The sequence below is a fragment of the Paenibacillus sp. BT-177 genome (genome assembly GCF_025846815.2).
In the GTDB taxonomy this organism is placed as follows: Bacteria; Bacillota; Bacilli; order Paenibacillales; family Paenibacillaceae; genus Paenibacillus; species Paenibacillus polymyxa_C.
Genome location: NZ_JAOYTP010000007.1, coordinates 53,910 through 79,682, shown reverse-complemented (window position 1 = coordinate 79,682; position 25,773 = coordinate 53,910). Strand labels below are relative to the sequence as shown.

The window sequence follows — 25,773 nt, the reverse complement described above, 5'->3', positions numbered from 1 at the left end:
TATAAAATATAAGTAATTCATGTAAAGGGTGTGAACCAATTGGCTAAAATCAAATATGCGCTTGTGGGCACCGGAGGAAGAGCTGAATTTTTTTACGGTGAAGTTGTTACCGTTTTCAAAGATACATCAGAGCTGGTCGCGTTCTGTGACGTCAATCAGACGAGAATGGATTATGCCAATCGGCTGTTGCAGGAGAAATACGAACACCATCCGATTCCAACCTATAAAGCCCACGAATTTGACCGAATGATCGCGGAGACGAAGCCGGATATCGTCATCGTCACCACCATTGACCGGGTGCATCATCGGTATATTATCCGGGCGATGGAGTTGGGCTGTGATGTCATTTCCGAGAAGCCGATGACGGTCGACGAAGACAAATGCCAAGACATTCTGGATGCCATAGACCGCACGGGACGGAAGCTGCGCGTCACCTTTAACTATCGCTATGCCCCGCATAATACGAAAATCCGTGAGGTTATCATGGACGGGACGCTGGGTGACATCTTGTCCGTCAATTTTGAATGGCTGCTGAATACCCAGCATGGCGCAGATTATTTCCGCCGCTGGCACCGGGACAAGCGCAATAGCGGCGGTCTGCTGGTGCATAAATCGACGCATCATTTTGATCTGATGAACTTCTGGCTTGGCTCAAAGCCGGAGACGGTATATGCGATGGGCGACTTGAAATTTTACGGCCGGGAAAATGCGGAGCAGCGTGGCGTGACGGAGTTCTATCAACGCGCTTACGGCAGCAAGGCGGCGGAAAATGACCCATTTGCCTTACACTTGGATCGTAACCAACATCTAAAAAACATGTATCTGGATGCGGAGCATGAGGATGGGTACGTGCGGGACCAAAGCGTATTTGGCGACAATATCAGTATCGAGGATACGCTGAGTGTCATGGTGAAGTATCAGAATAAAACGGTAATGAACTACTCACTGAACGCTTATATGCCTTGGGAGGGCTTTATCATCGTATTTAACGGCACCAAGGGACGGATGGAAGTTCGGGTATCCGAGCAATCCTATGTCAATTCCGGTGGCAGCAAGGCAGATGAGGGGGCGTTAAAAGAGAAAACCATCACGATCTATCCTCACTTTGCAGCACCTTACGAGGTCGAAGTAGAGGAAGGCGTGGGGGGACATGGCGGAGGAGATCCAGTCATGCTACGGGATATTTTCGATAAGCCGGCAGAGGATCGGTTTCATCGTGCGGCCTCTCATATCGACGGCGCGTGGTCCATTTTAACAGGCATCGCCGCCAACCGCTCTATGCGTACAGGCCAGCCGGTGAAGGTGGAGCAACTGGTGCGATTATAACGATTGTAAGCTAGGAAGCACCTTTAATAACAAGAAGCCCCTCTATTCAGATGAACAGAGGAGGCTTCTTGTTTGTATTAGATATAAATGCACCTTACATCTTAGGGCACTATATTTTATTATTTATCGGCCTTCAGCTCACGGGTTCCCAGTTGTTGTACAGGACGATGGTTATCGGGAAAAATGGCAGCAAACTGTTTAATTTGGTCTGCCGACATTTCAATAGGCTGTTCCAATACCGTCCAATTCACATGTTCTGTGCATGGCGGGGTAGTCAGCGACCCGTTGTAGCGAACGGAGTGAAGGTCTTTTGGCAGCAGCGCAGCGAGATTTACATCCTCATCCAGAACCGCTTCTTGGGAAATATCTTTCGGCAGTTTGGACCAGATGCGATTAAAAGCCTTGTTTTCTTTGCCGCTTTGAATAAGAACGCCTAAGACGGCTGTGCTTCCGGTGTCGCTTTGATGAACAAAATGAAGCTCCATTTCAGCATTTTTACCATCTATTTGGTGTTCACTTGGATGATGAAAATGAAACTGCTTTAGAGTGAATTTTGTGCCATCCACGACAATATCATTGCTGGGACTAGCTGCATTGACTTGGACGGTGTGTCCATTATTTAGTATGGATACTTTAGTGGTTGAATAATGAACCTGTAGCGGTTGCTGCGTATGCGAAGCTTCCAGATGGGAATGCTCTATGTTGATGGGAGACTGTTCCTGACCATTACCACAAGCGACAAAATCCTTTTCCAGCTCCCCCCAATGCTCGGGTCCTTCATCCCCTTCGTAGGACCAGTGCGGGCTTTTCTGAACAACTGCATGTACGTTGTTAGCGGATGATGATGATGTTGCGCTAGTAGTACTAGAAGTGGCGGATGGTGTACATCCTGTTACCGACAATGCCAAGATTATGGAAAATATGCTGAACAAGCAACCTCTCCAGTGTTTTTTCATGTTTCTTTATCCTTCTTCCAAATAGATTATGTGAAACTTTTTACATTGTAAATTATTGTACAAAGTTCCTGCAAGGGTACAAGGACTTAGGAAAAAGGTAGAACTGGTTGCTTATTATTACCGGGTGTAGAGAGAATAATGGAGTGGTGAAATATTTGTTTGTCCTCTTTGGGGGAAGTAACTATAATAGTGGGGTGTGCATTACAAAATAATTCCATATCCACTCAAAGGAGAGATCTACATGAAAGCAGCGATTGTTACAAAAGACAAGAAAGTTAGTGTAGAAGAGAAACCTTTGCGCTCCCTGAAACATGGGGAAGCGTTAGTCCAAGTTGAATATTGCGGGGTTTGCCACACAGATTTACACGTAAAAAATGCAGATTTCGGTGATGTCACAGGCAGAGTTCTGGGACATGAAGGTATTGGGAAAGTCATTGAATTAGGTGAAGGAGTAACCAGCCTTAAAGTTGGCGATCGCGTAAGTATTGCCTGGATGTTCGAAAGCTGCGGTCACTGCGAATATTGTTTAACCGGAAGAGAAACTTTGTGTCGTGAAGTTAAAAATGCCGGATACACGGTAGATGGTGCAATGGCAGAACAATGTATTGTCACAGCTGACTATGCGGTCAAAGTACCAGATAATCTTGATCCTGCTGCTGCAAGCAGTGTAACTTGCGCAGGGGTTACAACCTATAAAGCTGTTAAAGTGAGTGATATCAGACCAGGACAATGGATCGGTATCTTTGGTATTGGCGGTTTGGGTAACCTGGCTGTACAATACGCAAAAAATGTGTTCAATGCTAAAGTTGTAGCCTTTGACATCAGTGATGAAAAACTCGAACTGGCCAAAAAAATTGGTGCTGACTATATTGTTAACAGCATGAAAGAAGATCCAGTCGCCCGAGCTAAGGAATTAACCAACGGTGCTGGTCTGGATGCAACCGTAGTTACTGCTGTTGCCAAAACACCTTTCAACCAAGCCATTGACGTTGTAAAGGCTGGCGCGCGTGTCGTAGCTGTAGGTCTTCCAACTGATAAGATGGATCTCGACATTCCGCGTCTGGTTCTGGACGGCATTCAAGTAATCGGCTCCTTGGTCGGTACTCGTGAAGACCTTAAAGAAGCATTCCAGTTCGCTGCAGAAGGTAAAGTTGTACCTCTTGTACAAAAACGTCCGCTTGAAGACATCAATGAGATCTTCGAAGAGATGGAGCATGGCAAAATCCAAGGGCGTATGGTCATTGATTTCACAAAATAACATGATGTCCAATTCGTAACTCTTGGAATTCTAAGAGAGAGAAAGCGCCTGCTGATCTATTGCAGACGCTTTTTTTTACTTTACAGCTTATTCAGAATATTATCCTCCAAAACCGCGGATTTATCCCCGTATTCTTTAATAATATGTCTTTCTCCCCAGGCACAAAGTGAATCCAAAATGCTTTTCAAACTACATCCATATTCACTAAGCTCGTACTCCACTTTGGGTGGAACCTGATTATAGCTAATTCGATTGACAATGCCGTCTTCCTCTAATTCACGAAGCTGTTGAGTCAGCATTTTTTGTGTTATAGAAGGCATCATTCGCTTTAATTCACTTGTCCGCATTTTTCCATGGGTCAAATGACACAGAATCACACACTTCCATTTTCCCCCGATTACCTCTAATGTCGCCTCAACAGAGATATTGTATTTTTTCTTTCCCAATGCCGATCCCTCCGTGTATGTCACCAGTAGGGTACTTTTTGGTACCTATATCACTAAAAAGTACGTACTGTTCATAATTGATTGAATAACTCATAATAACATCTGCTGGTCGAAGATTACTATAGATAGGAGTGAAAAACATGTCGCCAGAATCCAAGCGAAGTATCTGGCCATTACTGGCTTTAGCCGTAAGCGCCTTTGCCATTGGGACAACTGAGTTCATCAGTGTAGGACTGCTTCCCCTGATCGCTGAAGACTTGCACATATCCGTAACGATGTCCGCACTAACCGTAACGCTGTATGCATTAGGGGTTACCATTGGGGCACCTGTGTTGACCTCATTAACATCGAGTGTTCCTCGTAAAACGCTGCTGCTGTGGATCATGATTGTATTTATAGCAGGCAACAGCCTTGCAGCGGTTTCTAGCGGAATCACCCTGCTGCTGATTGCACGTGTAATCTCGGCGTTCTCCCATGGGGTGTTCATGTCCATCGGGTCCACCATCGCGGCTGACCTTGTTCCCGATGATCGGCGGGCGAGTGCTATTTCTATTATGTTCTCTGGCTTGACCGTTGCCACCGTCACAGGGGTACCGTTGGGCACCTACGTTGGGCAGCAATGGGGTTGGCGGGCTGCATTTATGGCCATTGTGGTCGTCGGTGTTGTGGCCCTCATTGCCAATCTGATTCTGCTGCCTTCTACGCTTCGAAAAGGAAATAAGACTCCTTTCAGCGAGCAGGTCAAACTGGTTACGAATGGTCGCTTGCTACTTGCATTTATCATTACTGCCTTGGGATACGGAGGCACATTCGTCGTGTTTACTTATTTATCTCCATTACTTCACGACATAACCGGTTTTGGACAAAATACGGTAACGCTCATTCTCTTATTGTATGGAATCGCCATTGCTATCGGGAATGTTATCGGTGGAAAAGCTGCGAATCGCAGACCGCTTTCAGCTTTATTTTATATGTTTCTCATTCAAGCCGTGATCCTGTTTCTGTTATGGTTTACCGTGCCATTTCAAACGGCAGGCCTGATAACTATTTTCTTTATGGGATTGCTTGCGTTTATGAATGTGCCTGGTCTACAGGTATACGTAGTCATGTTAGCCGAACGTTTTGCACCCAAAGCTGTCGATGTCGCCTCTGCTGTTAATATTGCGGCCTTCAACGCAGGGATCGCAATTGGAGCATATGTGGGAGGAATGGTGACGGATTCACTGGGTCTCATGCATACGACTTGGGTCGGTGGGGTAATGGTTTTTGTTGCGGTTCTACTGACAGCCTGGAGTCGTATGCTCGGAAAAAGGGATACAACCGCCTTGGTAGGCTAAAACTTTTAAAAAATAGAGAGGAAGTTACAAAATGACACAAAACCTACAAAGCACAACAACATTGCACAACGGAGTTCGTATGCCTTGGTTTGGCATCGGAGTATTTAAAGTGGAGGAAGGTTCAGAGCTCGTCAATGCTGTAAAGGCTGCTGTAAAGCATGGCTACCGCAGTATAGATACAGCGGCAATCTATGCAAATGAAAACAGTGTAGGACAGGCTATTGAGGAAGCCCTCTCGGAGAATAATCTATCCAGAAAAGATCTGTTCGTCACGTCCAAAGTGTGGAATGCAGATTTAGGCTATGAAGAGACACGAGCCGCCTATGAAGCAAGCCTAGACAAGTTGGGACTGGACTATCTGGATCTATATCTGATTCATTGGCCGGTTCAAGGGAAGTACAAAGAAGCATGGAGAGCTTTGGAGTCCTTGTATAAAGAAGGACGGATTAAGGCAATTGGAGTCAGCAACTTCCAAATTCATCATTTGGAAGATCTCATGAAGGATGCAGAAATCAAGCCAATGGTCAATCAGGTGGAATTCCACCCGCAATTAACTCAAGCCGAGCTGCTGCAATTCTGTCAAAAGAACAACATCCAAATGGAAGCCTGGTCCCCGCTCATGCAAGGCCAATTGCTCGATCATCCGGTACTGCAAGACATAGCAAACAAGTACGGTAAATCGGTGGCTCAAGTGATTTTACGCTGGGATGTACAGCAAGGAGTCGTCACTATTCCCAAGTCCACCAAGGCACATCGAATCGTCGAAAATGCCGATATTTTTGACTTTGAATTGACGCGTGAGGATATGGATCAAATTCAGGCGTTAAATGCCAATCTTCGGGTAGGTCCTGATCCGGATAACTTCGATTTTTAAATTCAGTTCATCATGAAACGCCGTTTCCTTCTTCATGGAAGGGACGGCTTTTTTGTATGATGAATCTGGGGCTACAGCAATCCAATCCCGCCATATGGTATTATAGAATTATATGAAATGAGAAGTTTTGAACGCTTATGAAAATGAAAATCTCCGGGGGACCTCATGAATAAGACGATTGCAGATATAGCCCAAATGGCTGGTGTATCCAAAAGCACCGTATCCCGCTTTTTGAACGGCGGATCTGTCAGCCTGGATACAAAGCGTAAAATTGAAAAGGTGGTCAAAGCCACGGGGTATGTGCCCAATACCTTTGCCCAGAGTCTAAAGGCAAAACGAACCAACATTATCGGAACCGTCGTGCCACGGCTGGATTCTTTTGCCACATCTCATACGTTAATGGGGATTGATGAGGAGCTGCGTTCCCAGCATTACCAGATGCTGATCTCTAATACGAGTCAGGATGTAAAACGTGAAATCGAAGCGATCTATGAGTTCGCACGGCAAAAAATTTCAGGTATCATTCTGCTGGCTGCTCAAATTACAGACGACCATCTGACCGCGATTCGAGACATCAGTATTCCGGTATTGCTGGTGGGCCAACAACATGAGCAGATCCATAGTCTTATCCATGATGATTATCGTGCCGGATATGATATCGGTGCATATGTTCTGTCACAGGGCCACCGTGAAATTGCCTATGTCGGTGTGACTGAAAGGGATGTTGCTGTCGGTGTACAACGCAAAGAGGGCTTTAGGCAGGCTGTTCGCGATGCATTACCTGCTGCGTGTTATACGGACGAGGCGATGCGAGCCGCAGGATATGATATCAGATACTATGAAACCGGGTTTAAAATGTCCGATGCACGGATTGCTGCATCCGCCATTTTGGACCAATTCAAACCATCGTTAATGGTGTGTGCTACAGATAATATCGCGCTTGGGGTAATCAACGCGGCTTATTCCAGAGGAATTACCATTCCGTCGGATTTATCGGTAACTGGCTTTGGGGGGTACGATATTACGGAGGTCATTCACCCTGCGCTAACAACTGTTCAATATCCGTATATGGAGGCTGGACGTGTAGCAGCACAAAATATTGTACGGCTGGTAGAACATAAAACGGTAGAGCAAGTGACAGTCATGGATTATTCCCTTATTGAAAGAGAAAGCGTTGACAAACGTTAAACAAGTGGATTATAATTTCTTCGAAACCGGTTCCATTTTACTCTTGCACAATTGGAATCGGTTGCAACTCCATGGATGAGTATTTTTTTTAATCGTATAGGAACCGGTTCCGTTATAATATTTTTTCGTTAATTTGGAACCGGTTCCCTAAATCTAAGTTTTTAAAAAATGAGGTACACCTATGAAAATGACAAAAGAACAAAAGTATCGATTGATCGAGCAGGCAGAGCCCGGTGAAATAGCGAGCTTGCAGAAAAAGGTGGAGCAATGTCAGTGGCGACAGTCGTTTCATATCCAGCCACCGACAGGTTTACTCAATGATCCGAATGGATTTTCATATTATCAAGGTGAATACCATTTATTTTATCAGTGGTTCCCGCTCGGAACCGATCATGGGATGAAATATTGGTATCATTTGAAATCCAAAGATTTGGTCACATGGCATAGTGCAGGCATTGGCATCACACCTGGGGACGATTTCGACTCGCATGGGGCTTATTCCGGCAGCGCGCTAGAGCATGAGGACAAGTTATACATGATGTATACAGGAAATACAAGAGACGAAAACTGGATTAGACATCCTTATCAATGCATGGCTGTGATGGATGAGAGCGGTCGCATTACCAAGTGGGAGCATCCTGTTATTGACCATGTACCAGAAGGCTATACAGATAATTTTCGAGATCCCAAGCTGTGGAAGGACGGCGATAGTTTCTACTGTGTGATTGGTGCCCAGAGAACGAATTCAACAGGCTGCGCTGTCCTTTATCGTTCAACCGATCTTCATACTTGGCAGTTCGAGGGGGAACTGAACACCGGGCTGGAATCGTTTGGATATATGTGGGAATGTCCGGATTATTTTGAACTGAACGGAGCAGGGGTCTTGGTCTTTTCTCCACAGGGCTTGGAGCCTTCAGGGGACGAAAACCACAACATTTATCAATCGGGCTACGTCATCGGCAAACTGCTGAATACAGAGACAAGAACACTGGAGCATGGCGCATTCCACGAGCTCGATAGAGGCTTTGATTTCTATGCACCACAGACGATGATTGACCCGCAGGGGCGGCGTATTATGGTGGCCTGGATGGGGCTGCCGGATATCGAATACCCGACAGATCCGAACGGATGGGCCCATTGTCTGACGTTACCGAGAGAACTTACGCTTCATGAGGGGAAACTCTTGCAGCGGCCAATCCCAGAACTAACCACATTGCGTAGAAATAGTGAGGATCGGGTAGCTGATACGTTGTCTTCAGAGAGCAAAACCTATGAAGGATTTAAAGGTACAGCGTATGAGCTGATCTGTGAAGTAGATCTTTTGGATGCGAAGGCATTTGGTATCGAATTCCGTGCGAGTGAGACGGAGAAAACGGTGATAAAATATAACGCCGTCAGCCGCAAACTTGTATTGGACCGTTCGCAATCAGGTGAGCCTGTAGCCGCTGAGTATGGTGAAGTGCGGCAGTGTGCATGGGATAAAGATCATATCAAACTTCATCTGTTTGTAGATACATCTTCGGTTGAGATTTTCGTCAATGATGGGGAAGAAGTGTTCACCAGTCGTATTTTTCCGCACCGAGAGAGTGACGAAATACGCTTTTTTGCCGACAAGGGAGAGGCTCTCTTCCAAGCGGTAAAATGGAATTTTACATGAGTAGGCTAATTCATCAAGTGGATCGTTAATCATCAAACATAACGGAATGAACGAGGGGATGAACATCATGGCGGAAAACAGAGAGATAGCTAAAGAAGTGATCGAGGCGATCGGTGGAAAGGAGAATATCGCTTCGTTTGCTCACTGTGCAACGCGCTTACGGATTATGGTGCATGATAAGGAGAAGATTGATCAGAAAAAAGTTGAAGAGATCGACAAGGTTAAGGGTGCTTTCTTCAATTCAGGTCAATATCAGATTATTTTTGGTACAGGAACGGTAAATCGGATTTTTGAAGAGGTTGAAAAGCTTGGCGTGACGGGTTCATCTAAAGAAGAGGTGAAGAGTCAGGCGAAAAAGGAGGGCAACGTCTTCCAGCGGTCCATTCGCACCTTTGGCGATGTGTTTGTACCGATTATTCCAGTGCTGGTCGCTACGGGGTTGTTTATGGGACTGCGCGGTTTGCTCACTCAGCCGCAAATTCTCGCTCTGCTCGGTATGACGCCGCAGGATATTTCACCTAACTTTTTATTATATACACAGGTATTAACGGATACGGCTTTTGCCTTTCTGCCTGCGTTAGTCGCATGGTCAGCCTTTAGAGTATTCGGCGGTAGTCCGGTGCTGGGTATCGTTCTCGGTCTGATGCTGGTAAACCCGGCTTTGCCTAACGCGTATAGTGTTGCGGACGGCTCAGCTCATCCGTTGACGATGTTCGGATTCATTCCAGTGGTGGGCTATCAGGGCTCAGTATTGCCAGCCTTCTTCGTGGGTTTGATCGGAGCCAAACTGGAGCGGGCGCTGCGTAAACGGGTGCCTGAAGCGCTGGATCTGATTTTGACACCGTTTTTAACACTGTTGATTATGATCACTTTGGGACTGTTTGCTATCGGTCCAGTATTCCATTCACTTGAAGAATGGGTGCTGCACGGAACAATATTTGTACTTGATTTGCCTTTCGGTATTGCAGGGATCGTCATCGGCTTTTTGCATCAGATTATCGTCGTTACAGGTGTGCATCATATATTTAATTTTCTGGAGATCCAACTGCTTGAAAAGAACGGCGTAAATGCCTTCAATGCTATTATTACCTGCGCAATGGCTGCACAGGGAGCTGCCTGCCTGGCGGTTGGTCTGAAAACGAAGGACAGCAAGCTGAAAGCGTTGGCGCTTCCTTCTTCGTTCTCTGCTTTCCTGGGGATTACAGAGCCGGCTATCTTCGGAGTCAATCTGAGATATATGAAGCCTTTTGTCATGGGTCTCATCGGCGGAGCGGTTGGTGGTTTTATTGCTTCAGTCTTCCATTTGGCGGCTACAGGGATGGCGGTTACAGTTATTCCGGGTACGTTGCTCTACATGAACCATCAGCTTCCGCTTTACATTTTGGCGAACTTGGCTGCTATGGCTGTATCTTTTGTCCTGACTTGGATGTTTGGCTTTAGTGATAAAATGCTGGATAAAGTGAAAACAGCGGGCTCCTCCAAATAATATCATCCAGTCAGCCCAAATACACGCAGATTCATGCGCGTAAGTATATGATAATGGTCGCTTTTACATGAATTCCATGTAGGGCGACCATTTTTTTAATCTATGAAATTCCGCTTCAGGCTATAGATTAGACGATGGAGGAACGTTCATCCAGAAATTCGGACGGGGAACAGCCTGTTAAGCGTTTGAAGATCCGATGAAAATAGGAAACATCGCTATAGCCCACATACTCCGAAATTTCACGAATCGTTAGCCGCGACTCCGTCAACATGTAGATGGCGGTTTTAATACGTTGCGTATGTACATGCTCGCTAATCGTTTGGCGTGTGACCTCACGCAGCAGTGTCGCCGCATAGTTTGGGGTTTTGTGGATGGCGTCGCCAAGCTCTTCTTTGGTTACCTTTTCCCTGTAGTGATTCTGTATATACTGTTTCATATGTTCCACATGCCGCTCTTTATCGCAAGAAATGGCGCCTTTGTCCCATTCCTGGTTCATATAAATCATGGCCTCGGTCAGCAGACAGTCAGCCATCAGAGTATAGTAGCTTGGGTGTTCTGTCCATTGATAATACATCGATTTGATCCGTTCATGCAGCATATCGTAGCATCCTGGTTTGATCAATAACGGCTGGTCTGTATTCAGTATGGGAAGTGCGCTGTTCGTACATGTTTTGCGGCAATGTATCACATACTTGGTATGGAAAAGCGTAGGAATACTCTTACCATAGTAGTTCAGATGGGCGGGTAAAAGCAGTGCTTCACCCTTGCCAAGAATGAACTTGCAATCGTTCACCCAATATACACATTTGCCAAAGGTGACCAAAATGAACAGTAAGTCATCGTGGTCGCTATTTGCGCCAGTCTTTTCATACCAGTCCACACCGTTGTCCTGCCGTATATCCACCAATGTAATCATGAAACTCACTCCCCGATGTCTTCAACATTCACTATACTGTAGTACATTCATCATACTATAGTTCATAGTCTTGGTGCACGGGTACAGGTAGAATAGAAGCATATAAGTTTAATGTAGATAGAGAAGCAAAGTGGAATAGAAACCATACAGTAAAGACATTCAGGAGGATGACATTACTATGCTTAAAACGAAAATTATTTGTACTATGGGACCTGCCTGCGACTCCATTGATTTGTTAAAAGAAATGATCCAGGCTGGTATGACGGTAGCTCGCTTAAACATGGCTCATGGGGAGCTGGAGGATCATGTTAAACGTATTGAAAATGTAAGACAGGCAGCGAAGGAAATGAATACCTGTATCCCTGTCATGATGGATATTAAAGGACCGGAAATACGGATTGGCAAGCTGAAAGAGGCATCTGTTCTACTGAAGCCAGGCAGCCAGCTCATTCTGACCACGGAAGAGATTTTGGGGGACGAGCATCGTATTTCGGTGAATTACCCAGATATGCCGAAGGATATCAAAGCAGGTGACCGCATTCTCATCGACGACGGTTTGGTTGATCTGACTGTAACCTCCATCGAAGGAACCGAGATGATTTGTAATATCGTAAGCGGCGGTATTTTGAAGCCGAGAAAAGGTGTGAATCTGCCAGGGATTCATACAACTCTTCCAGGCGTAACAGAGCGCGACGTGAAGCACATTCAATTTGGGGTGGAGCAGCGTATCGAGCTTATTGCGGCTTCTTTTGTGCGTAAAGGCGACGACATCCGTGAAATCCGTGAGATTTTGAAGGGACATCATGCCGAGCACGTACAGATTTATTCCAAAATTGAAAATGCCGAAGGCATGGAAAACCTGGATGATATCATCGAAGCTTCGGACGGTATTATGGTAGCTCGTGGCGACCTGGGCGTGGAAGTGCCGATTCAAGACGTGCCTGTGATGCAAAAAGAAATGATCGACAAGTGTAATCTGGTCGGTAAGCCCGTTATTGTCGCTACTCACATGTTGGAGTCCATGCAGGTGAACCCGCGTCCGACGAGAGCTGAAGTTAGTGACGTGTTCAATGCCGTTATGCAGGGAGCTGACGTAGTGATGCTGTCGGGCGAATCTGCTGCAGGTAAATATCCTGTTGAATCCGTACGGACCATGGCTGCGGTAGCTGCCAGTGCAGAATCCCAATTGGATTACCAGGAGCAGTTCGATAAGCGCAGAGCACGCCAAAGCACCAACATTACTGAAGTCATTAGTCAGGGTGCGGTGAGTTCATCTCTGGAGCTGGATGCCAAAGCGATTATTACCTCGACTGCCAGTGGATTCACGGCTCGTATGGTGTCCAAATATCGTCCGAAGGCACCGATCATTGCGGTTACTCCGAATAACACGGTATTCGCTAAAATTTGCCTGTTGTCCGGTGTATTCCCGATTAAAGGGGATAAGGTAGCCACAACGGATGAAATGTTCGAATCTTCCATCCGTAACGCGCTGAATGCAGGTTATATCCATAAAGGAGATACTGTAGTCCTGTCAGCAGGTGTTCCTGTCGCTGAGGCGGGCACTACCAATCTGATTCGGGTATATCAAGCGTAAGTTACATCAAATACAAAAAAAGGCGCTGATCCTCTATGGGTTCAGCGCCTTTTTGATGTTCGGTCGTGTCCTAGGCTTAAAGGCCGAACACACTTTTGGCAACGACTTGTGTCAGTTCTGCCTTATGGGCTTGGTATTGCTCAAGGGTAATGCTCTTATTGGCCAGTCGTTGATCCAACTGCTCCGTCAACTGAGCTACCTGTAAATCAACGATAGCCTGAGCATCCTGATTATTGGTTTGTGCAATATCAGCCAAGGTTTGACCGTTATATAATGCATCATATAATTGCTCATCGGAGGATATACCCAGTGTTTTCAACAAGTCATCATCCTTGGAAGCTTCATTGTCTTGTACATGAAGGGCTCTCTCTGGAGCCAGTGCAGCAGCATTAGCCCGACTTCCCCAAGTGGATGACTGCCCAATAGATAACGCCAGCAACAGTGTGCAGATGACCAACATTCGTTTTCGATTCATAAGTGTAAATCTCCTTTTGTGTTTCATTAAATTTCTGACGGGGTGGAACGGTATATGGATATCCAACGGGAGTGATGTTTATGCCTTTAGCCCATCCGGCCTATGTAGTTACCAGATTCTTAAATACATCATACACGCCCAATCTTAGCGCCAGCTTAATACTCGTTTAAAATAAACTAAAAGAGAAGATTGTAAACAGGTAGCGCTAAAAAAATTCGCAGATGACAAAAAGAGGATATGAAAAAAACCTCCTTCACAAAAGTGAAAGAGGTTTTAGACAACTACATCAAATTACAATTTAGGGTTTTTCCCATACTTATTGTCGCCAGGCTGACTGTCTAGACATGTGAATACAAGCAGCACAATGCTCCCAAAAGGAACCAAAGCGATCAGAATCCACCACCCGGTTTTGCCCGTGTCGTGTAGTCTGCGGAAAAGAACTGCCAGAGACGGTAACAAAACAGCCAAGCCATAGATAAATGACAATACGAAAGGAAGTCCCAAGAGGAAATCCAACAAGTATAATACCAGGCCAGCTATCGCATTGAACAAAGTAAACATCCAGTATTCTGTACGTCTTGCTCTACCTTGAAATCCTACATAGTTTTGCAGCACTTTTAAATACCATTGCATAAATTTTCACCTCCTCATAAAATGTAAATATTTGTATTACAATCATCATAAAACAGTTATTTTTAAATATATCGGCAGGTAACATATAGAATTTTACTTGTCAAATTATAACTTTAAACTAGGAATTAAAGCAACACATTTATTAATGTTAATAATTAAACGAATAATTTATAAAAATATAAAATTACATATTGAATTTTTCATATCCATTGAATAATATAGAGATACGATTAACCATCTGGTTTGAATCGTCCTTCTTAATAGAAGGAGGTTTTATTTTTCGAATTATTTGAAAGCGCTTTAATACAAAAGAGGAGATGATCAACATTTAATTCGAGAGTGAGGAAGTTAATACAAACATAATCCTGACCGTCTTATTCATTATTGTTTTATGTTATCAGGAATGTTCAAAACGAGAGGAGATTGATTTATGAAGCAATTATTTGTTCGTAAAGTAACGGCTGCTTCTCTGGCAGGTGCGCTGTTGTTGCCTGCTTCTCTGGTGGGCGCCGAGTCAACACTCAATTCAGATACAGCTGGGATTCAAAGTGTGGAGCAAACTTCCCTTCAAGCTCAAGGTCTGGAAAATGTTTTAAGCCAAAGTAAAAAGGCCGTCTCCTTCAAGGAGACTTCCGTACATGATCCATCCATCCTGAAAGTGAAAGACACATTTTACATTTTTGGCTCACATCTGGCGGCTGCCAAGTCCAAGGACCTTATGAATTGGGATACAATTGCGACAGGTGTGGCAAATGGTAATGCATTGATTCCCAACGTCAAAGAGGAATTAAAGGAAGCGCTGGATTGGGCGCAGACAGACACGCTGTGGGCAGCTGATGTCATTCAACTGGCGGATGGCAAGTTCTATATGTACTATAACGCTTGCAAAGGTGACTCCCCGCGTTCAGCTATGGGCCTAGCAGTTGCTGATAAAATTGAAGGACCTTATAAGAATAAAGGGATTTTTCTGAAATCCGGCATGTGGGGTCAACCGAGTGAAGATGGGACGATCTATGACGCAACCAAGCATCCCAATGCCGTAGACCCTGACACTTTCTATGATAAGAACGGCAAGCTGTGGATGGTATATGGCTCCTACTCCGGAGGCATTTTCATTTTGCAGATGGATGAAAAAACAGGGAAGCCTCTGCCAGGCCAAGGCTACGGGAAAAAGCTGACGGGCGGTAACCATGCTCGTATGGAGGGGCCGTACATACAATACAGTCCGCAAACGGACTATTACTACTTGTTCCTGTCCTATGGTGGATTGTCAGCGGATGGCGGATACAACCTGCGTGTGGCTCGGTCCAAAACACCAGATGGCCCTTTCTACGATGCTGAGGGCAACGACATGATCAAGGTTAAAGCGAATCCTGATAAACCTCTTTTTGATGACGCTTCCATTGAGCCATATGGTGTCAAGTTAATAGGTAATTACTTGATTCCAAGAGAAATTGGCGATCCGGGAACAGGGCTGGGTACGGGCTATGTGTCGCCTGGACACAACTCGGCTTATTATGATCCCAAGACGAAAAAGCATTTTGTCATTTTTCACTCCCGTTTTCCGGGGAGAGGCGAGCAGTTTGAAGTGCGTGTACATGAAATGTTCATGAACGCCGACGGTTGGCCTGTAGTTGCTCCTTATCGCTATACAGGAGAAGAGGATTCATTGAAAAAGCTGTCAGAGAAGGATGTCATCGGTCAATACTCGTATGTAAATCACGGGAAGGAAATTTCGGCCAATATTAAGCAAGCCGTTACCGTCAGTCTGGATCGCGGTGGCAAACTGTCTGGCGGAGTGAACGGTACATGGAAGCTGGGGGCAGACAATCAGCTGGAAATTACAGCAGATGGTGCGAAATACAAAGGGGTATTCCTGCGGCACCGTGATCCAGACACGGGAGCCAAGACGCTTGCTTTTACCGCATTGTCCTCCAAGGGTGTTGCGGTATGGGGTTCGCTAAAGCCTGACCTGAAGGCCAGCAAGATTGTAGCTGCGGTGCAGAAGGATTTGAGCCTAGGCGATACGAGCAACGTTTTTTATGATCTCACGTTACCTACTCAAGCTGCACAAGATACCACTATTTCTTGGGAATCTTCCCGTCCCGAGATTATTTCTGTCACTGGTGAAGTGTACCGTCCAGAAGCCGGTTCCCAGCCTGCAGCAGTTACATTGACAGCGACTATTAAAAAGGACAAAGCGACTGCGAAGAAAAGCTTTACAGCTATTGTTCCTGAGCAGGCTCAGGGTCCTCAGCTCGCACGTTACTCGTGGAGTGAGGATCAAGGCACCTCGGTTGTTGACAGCACATACAACCAACTCGACGGTAAGACCTATGGCGGTGCCACATGGGACAAAGACGGGAAGCTTGGCGGTGGTCTTGCCCTGAACGGCAAGGATGGTTACGTGCAGCTGCCCAATACGGTAACGGATGCGAAGGACTTTACCTTTTCCGCTTGGGTGAACTGGAAGGGTGGAGCAGCTTGGCAACGGATTTTTGACTTCGGCAACGGCCAGGCTCGCCATATGTTCCTCACCCCTTCCCAAGGAAGCGGTGTACTCCAGTTTACAATCCATGAAGGTACGGATCAGAGCTTGCTTTCCAAATCATCATTACCTCTAAACCAGTGGACCCATGTGGCGGTTACACTGGAGGGGAATACAGGGAAGCTGTATGTAAATGGTGAAGAAGTAGCTGTAAATGACGGTATTACCTTTAACCCCAATGAGTTGCTGACGAACGAGGCGTATCTCGGTAAAAGCCGCTTTGTTGCCGATGCTTACTTTAACGGTAGCCTGGATGAGGTACAGTTATATAACAAAGCGCTGACAGCAGAGGAAATTAAAGCACTGGCGGATTTGTAACTAAAATGAGCAAATAAAGCAGGAGATGAACTTTTTCTCAAGAAGTTCATCTCCTGCGCAACGTTGTGTATATTTATTTCTTGATTACTGGTATAATAGGAGGTAATTGCGGATATAATGTTTTAAGTAGGCGTTGATGATTCACTCTTGTCTGATGAAGACAGGTTGAAGCAGCAATAGATGACATGAGCACTCTGCATAAATTAAATTCTCCAGTGCTTGCGTTTTCAATACACTTATGGTAATATGAGTATATTGAAATTGTGACCTGAGATTCACATATTGTAGAGGGTTATTGTTTTAGGTTGAAATAACCTTGTGCAATATGTGAATTTTTATTTGTAAAAAATAAAGGTCATATAAATATATTTTGGAGGTAATTCCATGCAAACAGGTACAGTTAAATGGTTTAACGCAGAAAAAGGTTTCGGTTTCATCGAAGTTGAAGGTGGAAGCGATGTATTCGTACACTTCTCCGCAATCCAAGGCGAAGGTTTCAAATCTTTGGACGAAGGCCAACGCGTAGAATTCAACGTAGTTGAAGGAAACCGTGGACCACAAGCTGAGAACGTTGTAAAACTGTAATTTTAAATTACAGCCTACTTCAGATGCCCCGAACATAGCGTTTGGGGCATTTGTTTTTATCTGTTCACAAGACCGTTTTTGAACTGATTACATCTTATCGCTTTATAAATCATGAAGAAAGAGGGATGTTTATGTACAATTCACGGAAAAAGCCAATGGATGAGATTCCTGAGGAAATAACAACAGTTTGGAATTGCGCCAGTGATACATGCAACGGCTGGATGCGGGATAACTTCGCTTTTTCTGTCGAGCCGACATGCCCCATTTGCGGTTCTGCCATGGTGAAGGGCGAGAAAAAGCTGGCTGTTTTAAACAATACGAGCTTTAATCATACCAAACAATCCTAAGCGGATACATGTTTGTAGTGAAAGATGCCCCATAGCCATAACGGCGCTGAGGCGTCTTTTTTGTTTTTCTGAGAACAGGCTTTCAATTAGGGTGTAAAGAGGATGGGGATAGTATGCTCAGTAAGGTGGAATTAAATTCAGGTAGTGCTTCATAAAATACACCGTGACCACTTCGTTCGAAAGGAATAAGCCTGGAACCGGCAATTCCTTTTTGAGTTTGGATCGCTAGGGGGAAGGGGCAGACTCGATCCAGCTTGCCGTGCAGAATCCACGTAGGCACGTGTATACATGGCAAATCGGGCCGTAAATCAGAGTCACGCAGTGAATACAAAGTACAAGCCATGCTATGAACCGACGCTGCGAAGCCCTGATCACGTAACCAGTCACGTAAACTCTGGCTGACGGGATTGGCGAATAACATTTCGCCAAATGATGTTACCAGTTGTGGGCGATCTGTATAGGCTTGTTTGATGAGTTTATCTACCTCAGCGACAGGAGTACCGTAAGGAAAGTCGCTGGTTGGGGTGAATCGAGGCGTGGCAGCTCCGATCAAAATCAGCTGGTCAACACCCCATCCCCGGTGCCTACTCATGTAGCGCGTAACAATAGCTCCCCCCATGGAAAAGCCGATCAGTCGTATATGGCTTAATTGAAGGGCCTGTATAACAGCCAGGAGATCGTCTGCCAGTCGATCATAATGGTAGCCATGCCATGGTCGATCAGACTTCCCGAACCCCCTAAGATCTACTTGAATACAGCGGTATCCGTAAGCAGGCAACAGGGCAACCTGGTATTCGTACATTCGATGGTCCAGCGGCCAGCCGTGCACCATCAGAACAGGGATGCCTTCTCCTATATCTTCTACATACAGCTTAACGCCACGTTCCACTTCAATATAATATCCCATGATGCTCCCCCCTTTAAAAATCACGAAATTTCGTTCTCTCTCACATATATGTAGCCAGGGCTTAGCTCATTCGAAAAAGGGGTGAGATCGTCGCTATGCAGGTATGAAATTAGTAATATATGTATGTTATCCTGCATGGGGATAGGATATACTTATGGAATGAAACAGCATTGGGAGAGTGAAACAATGACACCATCAAAAACATTAAAATGGATCACAGGCGGATTGGAGCTATTTTTTGCTATTCCTGTTTTGGGCGGGCTGCTCGTCATAAATTCTGCGTATACTGTATTGTTCTTTATGTTGATTTTCCACATTGTTACGTTGGTGCTATCGGTGACTAATAAAGAGGCTTATTATGGATCTATTTTAGGGATCGTGACCTCAGTTGTTGGGTGGATTCCATTTGTGGGCTGGTTAATGCACTTGCTCTCAGGCATATTTTTGATGATTACCGCAGCCCAACAGCCGCGAGATCACTATCGTAATCGCAATCCCTACGATGATTATCGCTACTAGGGTCAATATCGCGCCGAAATGATGAAAGATCCTGTGGAACAGGATCTTTTTTAGTTATGAAATCTTCCCATGATTATGGTGTTGTAGTATTGACCATCTGAGAGAATTTTGTCGTTTTTTAATAACCCTTCGATTTCAAATCCATGCTTTTTATAAAGCTCAATAGCTTTATTATTGGTTTCCAAAACTTGTAGAGTCATTTTCTGGATACCGTTGGAGTCTGCCCAGGAAATAGATTTTTTCAAAAGATTCGTACCGATTCCATAACCCCAGAAATCCTTTAGTACACACACACCGAATTCAACTTTATGAGCGAATCGACGCAGAAGATGACCTTCACATCTTGAAAATCCAACGACTTTATCATGAACGACCGCAACTAAAAATAGATTTTTGGCATGCTCTGTATCAGCTTTAATAAGCTGTTCAAAACCGGATGTACTTATGAATGCTTCTCCCTTCTCTCTGTCTAAATTTTCAGTCTCTCCATCAATTAGTACGCGGATTTCCGACAAGTTCATCGCATCCTGAATCATAGCTGATCTGATGGTATAGCTTACTCCTTGTACATTAAATTCCTGTTTATTTATTTTCATTACATACTCCCTTTACCTGAATCAGGATAAAAAATGTGATCTCTGGTTTATGTTAGTTTACCACATATTGTATGTAATGCATGAAAAATAAGCCTGTCCTCTTCTGTTGTATCGCAGTAGAGGACAGGCTTATTCATTCTCGATCCGTACAGGGAAGCCGGATGGAGATTTTATTATTATGGAGTGGCTGTATCAGATTAACAAATGGTTTTTACGAATATGACTTATCGAGCTACAGCTTTTGGAAAACAGAAGCTGTAGCTATTTTTGCTTAGCAGAGGCTTTAGCTGTATTTGTTTTGGCGGGAGCCTTGGCCGCCGCATCTGTTTTAGCAGGAGCTTTACCTGTTTCTCCTTTAGCCCCGTCTACTGGTGGCTTAGAGGGCTTAACGCCATTCACCATATCGGTAATCATTTGCTTCAGGTTGGAAACACGTTGATTATATTCGCTTGTGGTAATCTTGCCGTTTTGTTTTTCCGTAGCGAGTTTTGACTTCATATCCGAAACCATCACATCAATCACGGAGTTTACGCTCACGCCTTGTGCTGTGGCGATCGTAGCAAGGGATTTACCGGCTTTCAGCTGTGTATTCAACTGACTGGAGGACAATTTTAATAGTTTCAGGAGAGCCTTGTTCTCAGCATAGTTTCCTCCTGCGATTTGTGGACCGTTAGCATCGCCGGGGTTTCCCTTAGGTGCCTGTGCTTTGTTTGCAGTGGAAGCCTTATCAGGTGTAGTTGAAGCAGCATGGGCTGCGCTTGTGGAGTACAGCGCTCCGCCTCCTAAAAATGCCAACGCCAACGTTCCGGCCAAAATTGCTTTCTTGGTGCTCTTCATCTTCATTTTCCACCTTTCGGTTATGGTTTGTTTGGTACGTGATACATCATAAGGGATTAACTTGAATGCTATCTGAGCGCAAGCTGAGCATTTACTGAATGAAATTTGGATGGCAGGACTAACTAACATTTTAACGAATTGCACTTGTATTAAGTGTATTAAGTGATATAATACACTATAGGCACGATAGATACAGCTGAATTAGGGGGAAAACACCCATGGAAGAACAACGGGTTGGCTCGTTCCGATTTTTAATTGACTTTAGCCAGCCATTATATGAACAAATATTAAATCAAGTACGAAGCTCCATTGCTAAAGGGGAGATCGAAATGGGAAGCAAAATGCCATCTGTTCGTGATCTGGCGCAGGAATTGCGTATGAATCCGAATACCGTGATGCGGGCGTATCAGGAGTTGGAGCGGGACGGATTGACTGAGAAGCGGCGCGGCCTGGGTACGTATGTAACTTCGTCCAGTGAGCGGATTGCCAGCTTTCGGGAACAACTGGCTATGACGTATATAGATCAGTTTCTCGGACAGATGAGCAGCCTGGGATTATCCTGGGAAGATGTACAGCAATATATAAGAAACCGACAGGACGGAGATCACGAGGAAGGAGGCGAAAAGGCATGACAGAGTCTGTGGTAACCGCAAAGAAGCTGATAAAGCAATATGGAAATAAAAAAGCATTAGACCAACTGAATGTCGTCATTCCGACAGGACGTATTGTAGGTGTGCTTGGGCCCAATGGCTGCGGGAAGTCCAGCTTCTTTCGAGCCATCACGGGGTTGATTCAGCCGGACGGGGGCGAGCTTCAGGTGCTGGGCCAACAGCCAGGCTGGGAAACCAACCGGAATATATCCTATCTTCCTGACCGGGCACGCTGGTATCCCAATCATACAGTTCAGCAGACGCTGGAATGGGGGAAGTCCTTTTTGCCTGGCTTCAATATAAAGGATGCCTATAAACTTGCTGACCATATGGATGTGGAATTGGAGCTAAAGATGGCCGGGTTGAGTCGCGGACAGGAGGCACGTGTGCTGCTGATTCTGTGCCTGGCACGAGAAGTACCGCTTATGATCCTGGATGAACCTTTTGTAGGCATAGATGTTCTCTCTAGAGAAACGATCGTAGCTGGGATTATTGATTATTTGGAGGATCGGCAACAATCCATACTCATTAGCACACATGATATTCAGGAAGTGGAAGGCTTGTTTGATTACACGGTCATGATGGACCGCGGGCGAGTGATATGGTCTGGTGAATCGGATGATCTGCGTGCAGAGCATGGCTCGCTGAATCAGGTGTTCCGCAATTTGTACAAAAGGGAGTGGAAGGTGTGAATTCATCCGAGCTGTTCAAAGATTTAATACGCCATGAATTTCGGAATAAAGGAAGTTGGAGAAAGCAAAGCCGTAATCGACTGCCCAGATCGTGGAGACTTGTATATTTCTCACTATTTCTAATTGCGGCGTTCGCGATTTCCTTGTACTTCGCTCTTCACAACCAACTCGAATTGACAAGGCTGTGGTATGTCACCCTGGGCCTGCCGTACATGATCGTTTTTATGGGTGTGGGAACACTCAGAAGAGAATGGGAAAATGATACCTACGGCTGGTGGCTGACCCTTCCTTATCCGCGTATGTGGTTGATTAGCGCCAAATGGATTGCTGCTATTTTACAAACCATTGTCGTGATATTGCTCTTGTTTGTGGTAGGTTCTCTATACGCGCTGTTTATCTCATCGACCATACAGGCTTATACATTTGCGGATGCAGCGTCTTTTATGATAGCCGGCTTGAACTGGTTTGTGATGATTATTGGTTTTACTCCGTTGGTTATTGCGGTGGGTCTGCTGACGGCTAGTACCAAATACAGCACTTTGCGGCCACTTAGCCCGATTCTGTGGATTCTTTTGATGGGTGGAGGGAGTATCTTTTATTGGTCAGGCGATCAGCGGATTTATGAGCAGTTTGATCGTGTCCAAAACGGACATTGGTTTCCTTTTACCTGGCATTTCCCGGTTGCGGTGTTGATTAGTTGGGTTGCTGCATATGCATTGATCCGCTTGAACGCTTATTTGCTGGAGAAAAAGCTGTCGATTTAACTTAGGATAAATGACTATATATTAGAAAGGAATTTCACCATGACGACAATCTTTATTTATGCGTTGATGGCTGTTCTGGTGGGGCTAATGATCTGGTTGAGAACCAAGAGACGAAGGGGCCCGGTAAAAGGAAATGGATTCCGGATTTTGCTTCCCATGTTTATTGCTTTCCCAGCTATGATGATATCGGTATATCAATTGATGCATATTCCTGGTCAAACGTACGCGCTCCCCGCCTTTTGGGAACTGTTGGTTGCTGGGTTATTAGGGGCTCTGTTTGGCTACGTTATTTTGCTGCATACGGCCTATGAAAGACGGGATGACGGTCTCATCTATCCCAAGCCGAACCAATATTTTAAATATATTATTATCGCTATTATTTTGATTCGCGTTGTTCTGACCCAATACCTCAGTAGTCTGGGTACGACCGAAATTAGCATGCTGGCCATTACGATGGCGCTGGTGTATATCTCAATCTGGCGAATTGGGAGCTTTATCAAGTTCCGGAGAACGTTGTCCGTATAACAATATTAATGAGGTTAACAGCGGCTTTCTATTCAAAAAGCGTCTAATCGCTTGGTGATAGGAGCCGCTTTTTTGAGCTAACTTTATTAGTGCATGTTATTCATAATAAAATTATGGAGAGTATCATACATTGTTATTGCTTTCCATATCCTTTATTCTAAGGTTTGTGGTTTGCGTGGCAACAGTCATAAGTATAAAAATTCAAAGGAGGGTTATTAAGGTTTCAAATGATTTAAATGGGGTTTAAAGTTAGATAGGGGGGAATGTTTATACTTCCGCGGTTAACTGCAACTATATTGGTTACATAAATTTCATTTCATACTCTATTTTACAGGTTGAGAGGGGCTTACATTCATGAAAAAACATACGGTTACTGCTGCGCTTGCTGGCTTGCTTGTTCTGTCTTCTGCTGTACCGGCTTTAGCAGCCGACGTAAAACCTGCTACAGGTATTCAGGTTTGGGTAGATGGCAAGAAGGAGGCTTACAAAATTGCGCCTATCGTGAGAAACAAGCAGGTGTTGATCCCCCTGAGACAGTTGGCCACCAGTTTAGGAATTCCACTGGACGCCAAGCATATTACATTCAATACGGCGCGTCAAAGTACGACGATTCGTTATGATCAAGCGACGGTTGTACTAGTATCCGGCAGCCCGGAAGCACAAATTAACGGGATTAAGGTACCACTGTCCACCTCGACCATCTTGACCAAGCAAGGGGTAACCTATGTGCCGGTCGATGTCGTCAAAGAAGCGTGGGGCAAGCAAGTGATTTGGGATCCGGCCAGCCAAACCTTGCAAATCGGGGTGAGTAATAAGGATAAGGTTGTAGAGATTCTGAAAAGTTTTGAAACGGGTAATACGAAAGCAGCTGAGGCTTGGATCAGCAAAGATCAGTACATTCAGCATAATCCGAGCTTTGCTAGCGGGAGAAATGCCTTTTTGCAAGGGATTAGCCAATCGAAGGGAGCCAACGTGCTGGTTGAAGTCCAGCGGGTTATTCAGGACGGCAATGATGTAGCAGTACATTATAAAAAGTCTATTGCAGGGAAAACGAGTATTGGTTTTGATATTTTCCGCTTCGATAGCAATGGTAAAATTGTTGAGCATTGGGACAACATGCAGGACTTAGCTCCAACCAATCCAAGTGGACATACCATGATTGACGGAACAACACAAGTCACGGATCTCAACCAAACCGAGACAAACAAAACGCTGATTCGCAAGTTTGTAGATGATGTGCTGGTTGGCAAAAATCGTGCAGCATTGGAAAGCTATTATAATGGGGATCAGTATATTCAGCATAATCCTCTTTTTGGTGATGGTGTATCCAGTCTGAAGCAAGCATTATCGGCATCAGGTCAGGGAGCTTCTATTGGATATGATCAGGTGCATATGGTTCTTGGAGAAGGCAACTTCGTGCTGGTTGTAAGTGAATTGAAATCTCCTAAGGGGACTTCAGCCGCTGTCTATGATCTGTTCCGTGTGGAGAACGGCAAAATAGCCGAGCATTGGGATGTAGTTCAGGAGATTCCAGCTAAAACAGAGTGGAAAAATACGAACGGTAAATTTTAAAAAATGCACATATAGTGTGAGCTGATTGGCACTTTCCAGACCGTCCGGTTCTTGTTAAAATGATGCAAACATAGATCAGGGGGATGACGATGGAAGGTTTGAAGGAACGTGTGGGTTGCCTGCATGCGCATCACTCGAATATAGCTTATGTGGAACGGGCTTTTGCTTCTTATGAAGTGGAACTGGTACATTTTGTGGAACCAGGACTTATGCGCCGGGTCTCATCGGACCCTCATTTTTCTGCGGATGATGCCAGTCGCAAGGTAGAAGAGCAACTGAGTTGGATGTCTCAAAGCGATCTAGACGTTATTTTGATAACGTGCACGAATTATATTGCTTTGGCGGAGAAGGCTCAAGGGGCCGTGTCTACACCAATAGTCGCACTGGATGAGCCTCTATTTCATGAGATGTGCGATGATTTGCTGCCACGAACCTTGGTATTCACGAATCCGGCTACCGTAGAGGGCACGATGAAGCGTCTTTATCATACGGCCACTCTATTAGGCAAGCCGGAACTCTCTTCACTGATAGAGGTCAAGGTGGTGGAGAGCGCTTTTGAACTGATTATGCAGGGACGTAAAGATGAGTATGAGGAATTGCTGGTTCGCTCATTGCATGAGCTGAGGAAGGCTGATCCAAGCAGAGGGCTGGCTGTAGCACAGCTATCCATGGTTGATGCTGCATTGCAAGTAGAGCTGGAGACAGGGCGGACGATTGCCAATCCCTTACGGTCGTTGGCGAATTTAATTAAGGTCTTGTTAGGTTAA

Annotated in this window: 26 protein-coding genes; 18 read left to right on the top strand and 8 right to left on the bottom strand. The window is 45.1% G+C overall.

The features are described from left to right. Positions 1–39: 39 nt before the first annotated feature. Positions 40–1,326 (top strand): Gfo/Idh/MocA family protein, encoded by a 1,287-nt coding sequence (locus OIU26_RS19510; RefSeq protein ID WP_264217734.1) that lies wholly within the window; start codon positions 40–42, stop codon positions 1,324–1,326. A gap of 119 nt (positions 1,327–1,445) precedes the next feature. On the opposite strand, the gene OIU26_RS19505 is transcribed toward OIU26_RS19510, so the two are convergent. Next, positions 1,446–2,282 (bottom strand): carbonic anhydrase, encoded by an 837-nt coding sequence (locus OIU26_RS19505; RefSeq protein WP_013368957.1) that lies wholly within the window; start codon positions 2,280–2,282, stop codon positions 1,446–1,448. A 241-nt stretch (positions 2,283–2,523) separates the two neighbouring features. Here OIU26_RS19505 and adhP point away from each other — a divergent pair, with 241 nt between their 5' ends. Next, positions 2,524–3,540, top strand: coding sequence for an alcohol dehydrogenase AdhP (gene adhP, locus OIU26_RS19500; RefSeq protein ID WP_013368958.1), 1,017 nt, complete (start codon positions 2,524–2,526; stop codon positions 3,538–3,540). Positions 3,541–3,620: 80 nt separating this feature from the next. Here adhP and OIU26_RS19495 read toward each other — a convergent pair whose 3' ends face one another. Then, on the bottom strand, positions 3,621–3,986 hold the full coding sequence (locus tag OIU26_RS19495) for a winged helix-turn-helix transcriptional regulator (protein ID WP_013368959.1): 366 nt from the start codon (positions 3,984–3,986) through the stop codon (positions 3,621–3,623). Between the two features lie 140 nt (positions 3,987–4,126). Between OIU26_RS19495 and OIU26_RS19490 the strand changes: the two genes are divergently transcribed. The 5 genes from OIU26_RS19490 to OIU26_RS19470 all read left to right on the top strand — a co-directional run bounded on the left by OIU26_RS19490 (position 4,127) and on the right by OIU26_RS19470 (position 10,528). Beyond that, the gene (locus tag OIU26_RS19490; RefSeq protein ID WP_264217733.1) at positions 4,127–5,323 is read left to right on the top strand and encodes an MFS transporter; all 1,197 of its coding nucleotides are present in this window, start codon (positions 4,127–4,129) and stop codon (positions 5,321–5,323) included. Positions 5,324–5,354: 31 nt separating this feature from the next. Beyond that, a complete protein-coding gene (locus OIU26_RS19485; RefSeq protein WP_264217732.1) occupies positions 5,355–6,197 on the top strand; it encodes an aldo/keto reductase in 843 nt (280 codons plus the stop codon). Positions 6,198–6,362: 165 nt separating this feature from the next. Continuing rightward, positions 6,363–7,385, top strand: a complete 1,023-nt coding sequence (locus OIU26_RS19480) for a LacI family DNA-binding transcriptional regulator (RefSeq protein WP_064962725.1) — start codon at positions 6,363–6,365, stop codon at positions 7,383–7,385. 181 nt (positions 7,386–7,566) lie between these two features. Beyond that, positions 7,567–9,042 carry a sucrose-6-phosphate hydrolase gene (locus OIU26_RS19475; protein ID WP_264217731.1) on the top strand — a complete coding sequence of 492 codons (1,476 nt, stop codon included), beginning with the start codon at positions 7,567–7,569 and terminating at the stop codon, positions 9,040–9,042. Positions 9,043–9,109: 67 nt separating this feature from the next. Beyond that, positions 9,110–10,528, top strand: a complete 1,419-nt coding sequence (locus OIU26_RS19470; protein WP_013368965.1) for a sucrose-specific PTS transporter subunit IIBC — start codon at positions 9,110–9,112, stop codon at positions 10,526–10,528. A gap of 127 nt (positions 10,529–10,655) precedes the next feature. Here the strand turns inward: OIU26_RS19470 and OIU26_RS19465 are convergent, their stop codons facing one another. Continuing rightward, the gene (locus OIU26_RS19465) at positions 10,656–11,444 is read right to left on the bottom strand and encodes an AraC family transcriptional regulator (protein ID WP_264217730.1); all 789 of its coding nucleotides are present in this window, start codon (positions 11,442–11,444) and stop codon (positions 10,656–10,658) included. 178 nt (positions 11,445–11,622) lie between these two features. Between OIU26_RS19465 and pyk the strand changes: the two genes are divergently transcribed. Next, positions 11,623–13,038, top strand: a complete 1,416-nt coding sequence (pyk, locus tag OIU26_RS19460; protein ID WP_016820210.1) for a pyruvate kinase — start codon at positions 11,623–11,625, stop codon at positions 13,036–13,038. Positions 13,039–13,114: 76 nt separating this feature from the next. Here pyk and OIU26_RS19455 read toward each other — a convergent pair whose 3' ends face one another. Beyond that, on the bottom strand, positions 13,115–13,513 hold the full coding sequence (locus OIU26_RS19455) for a hypothetical protein (protein ID WP_025674361.1): 399 nt from the start codon (positions 13,511–13,513) through the stop codon (positions 13,115–13,117). Between the two features lie 291 nt (positions 13,514–13,804). Then, positions 13,805–14,146: a DUF805 domain-containing protein gene (locus OIU26_RS19450; protein ID WP_264217729.1), complete on the bottom strand. Its 342-nt coding sequence runs from the start codon at positions 14,144–14,146 to the stop codon at positions 13,805–13,807. Positions 14,147–14,576: 430 nt separating this feature from the next. On the opposite strand from OIU26_RS19450, the gene OIU26_RS19445 reads away from it, so the two are divergent. From OIU26_RS19445 to OIU26_RS19435, 3 genes are all read left to right on the top strand, one after another. Next, positions 14,577–17,012 (top strand): LamG-like jellyroll fold domain-containing protein, encoded by a 2,436-nt coding sequence (locus OIU26_RS19445; RefSeq protein WP_264217728.1) that lies wholly within the window; start codon positions 14,577–14,579, stop codon positions 17,010–17,012. A gap of 384 nt (positions 17,013–17,396) precedes the next feature. Further along, the gene (locus tag OIU26_RS19440; protein WP_007428290.1) at positions 17,397–17,597 is read left to right on the top strand and encodes a cold-shock protein; all 201 of its coding nucleotides are present in this window, start codon (positions 17,397–17,399) and stop codon (positions 17,595–17,597) included. Positions 17,598–17,728: 131 nt separating this feature from the next. Beyond that, positions 17,729–17,944 (top strand): cold-shock protein, encoded by a 216-nt coding sequence (locus OIU26_RS19435; RefSeq protein WP_013308357.1) that lies wholly within the window; start codon positions 17,729–17,731, stop codon positions 17,942–17,944. A gap of 82 nt (positions 17,945–18,026) precedes the next feature. Here OIU26_RS19435 and OIU26_RS19430 read toward each other — a convergent pair whose 3' ends face one another. Continuing rightward, complete coding sequence (locus OIU26_RS19430; protein ID WP_058711935.1) at positions 18,027–18,851, bottom strand: alpha/beta fold hydrolase; 825 nt, start codon at positions 18,849–18,851, stop codon at positions 18,027–18,029. A gap of 186 nt (positions 18,852–19,037) precedes the next feature. Here OIU26_RS19430 and OIU26_RS19425 point away from each other — a divergent pair, with 186 nt between their 5' ends. Beyond that, the gene (locus OIU26_RS19425) at positions 19,038–19,370 is read left to right on the top strand and encodes a hypothetical protein (RefSeq protein WP_025674377.1); all 333 of its coding nucleotides are present in this window, start codon (positions 19,038–19,040) and stop codon (positions 19,368–19,370) included. A 50-nt stretch (positions 19,371–19,420) separates the two neighbouring features. On the opposite strand, the gene OIU26_RS19420 is transcribed toward OIU26_RS19425, so the two are convergent. After that, complete coding sequence (locus OIU26_RS19420; protein ID WP_025674379.1) at positions 19,421–19,966, bottom strand: GNAT family N-acetyltransferase; 546 nt, start codon at positions 19,964–19,966, stop codon at positions 19,421–19,423. Between the two features lie 261 nt (positions 19,967–20,227). Continuing rightward, the gene (locus tag OIU26_RS19415) at positions 20,228–20,803 is read right to left on the bottom strand and encodes a hypothetical protein (protein ID WP_264217727.1); all 576 of its coding nucleotides are present in this window, start codon (positions 20,801–20,803) and stop codon (positions 20,228–20,230) included. A gap of 218 nt (positions 20,804–21,021) precedes the next feature. Here OIU26_RS19415 and OIU26_RS19410 point away from each other — a divergent pair, with 218 nt between their 5' ends. The 6 genes from OIU26_RS19410 to OIU26_RS19385 all read left to right on the top strand — a co-directional run bounded on the left by OIU26_RS19410 (position 21,022) and on the right by OIU26_RS19385 (position 25,773). Further along, the gene (locus tag OIU26_RS19410; RefSeq protein ID WP_013368976.1) at positions 21,022–21,435 is read left to right on the top strand and encodes a GntR family transcriptional regulator; all 414 of its coding nucleotides are present in this window, start codon (positions 21,022–21,024) and stop codon (positions 21,433–21,435) included. Beyond that, on the top strand, positions 21,432–22,145 hold the full coding sequence (locus OIU26_RS19405; protein WP_264217726.1) for an ABC transporter ATP-binding protein: 714 nt from the start codon (positions 21,432–21,434) through the stop codon (positions 22,143–22,145). Before OIU26_RS19410 ends, OIU26_RS19405 begins: the two co-directional genes overlap by 4 nt. Continuing rightward, positions 22,142–22,909 (top strand): ABC-2 transporter permease, encoded by a 768-nt coding sequence (locus OIU26_RS19400; RefSeq protein WP_264217725.1) that lies wholly within the window; start codon positions 22,142–22,144, stop codon positions 22,907–22,909. Before OIU26_RS19405 ends, OIU26_RS19400 begins: the two co-directional genes overlap by 4 nt. A 39-nt stretch (positions 22,910–22,948) precedes the next feature. After that, a complete protein-coding gene (locus tag OIU26_RS19395; protein WP_025674386.1) occupies positions 22,949–23,434 on the top strand; it encodes a CcdC protein domain-containing protein in 486 nt (161 codons plus the stop codon). Positions 23,435–23,788: 354 nt separating this feature from the next. Beyond that, positions 23,789–25,006: a stalk domain-containing protein gene (locus OIU26_RS19390; protein ID WP_264217724.1), complete on the top strand. Its 1,218-nt coding sequence runs from the start codon at positions 23,789–23,791 to the stop codon at positions 25,004–25,006. Positions 25,007–25,095: 89 nt separating this feature from the next. Next, a complete protein-coding gene (locus OIU26_RS19385) occupies positions 25,096–25,773 on the top strand; it encodes a hypothetical protein (RefSeq protein WP_264217723.1) in 678 nt (225 codons plus the stop codon).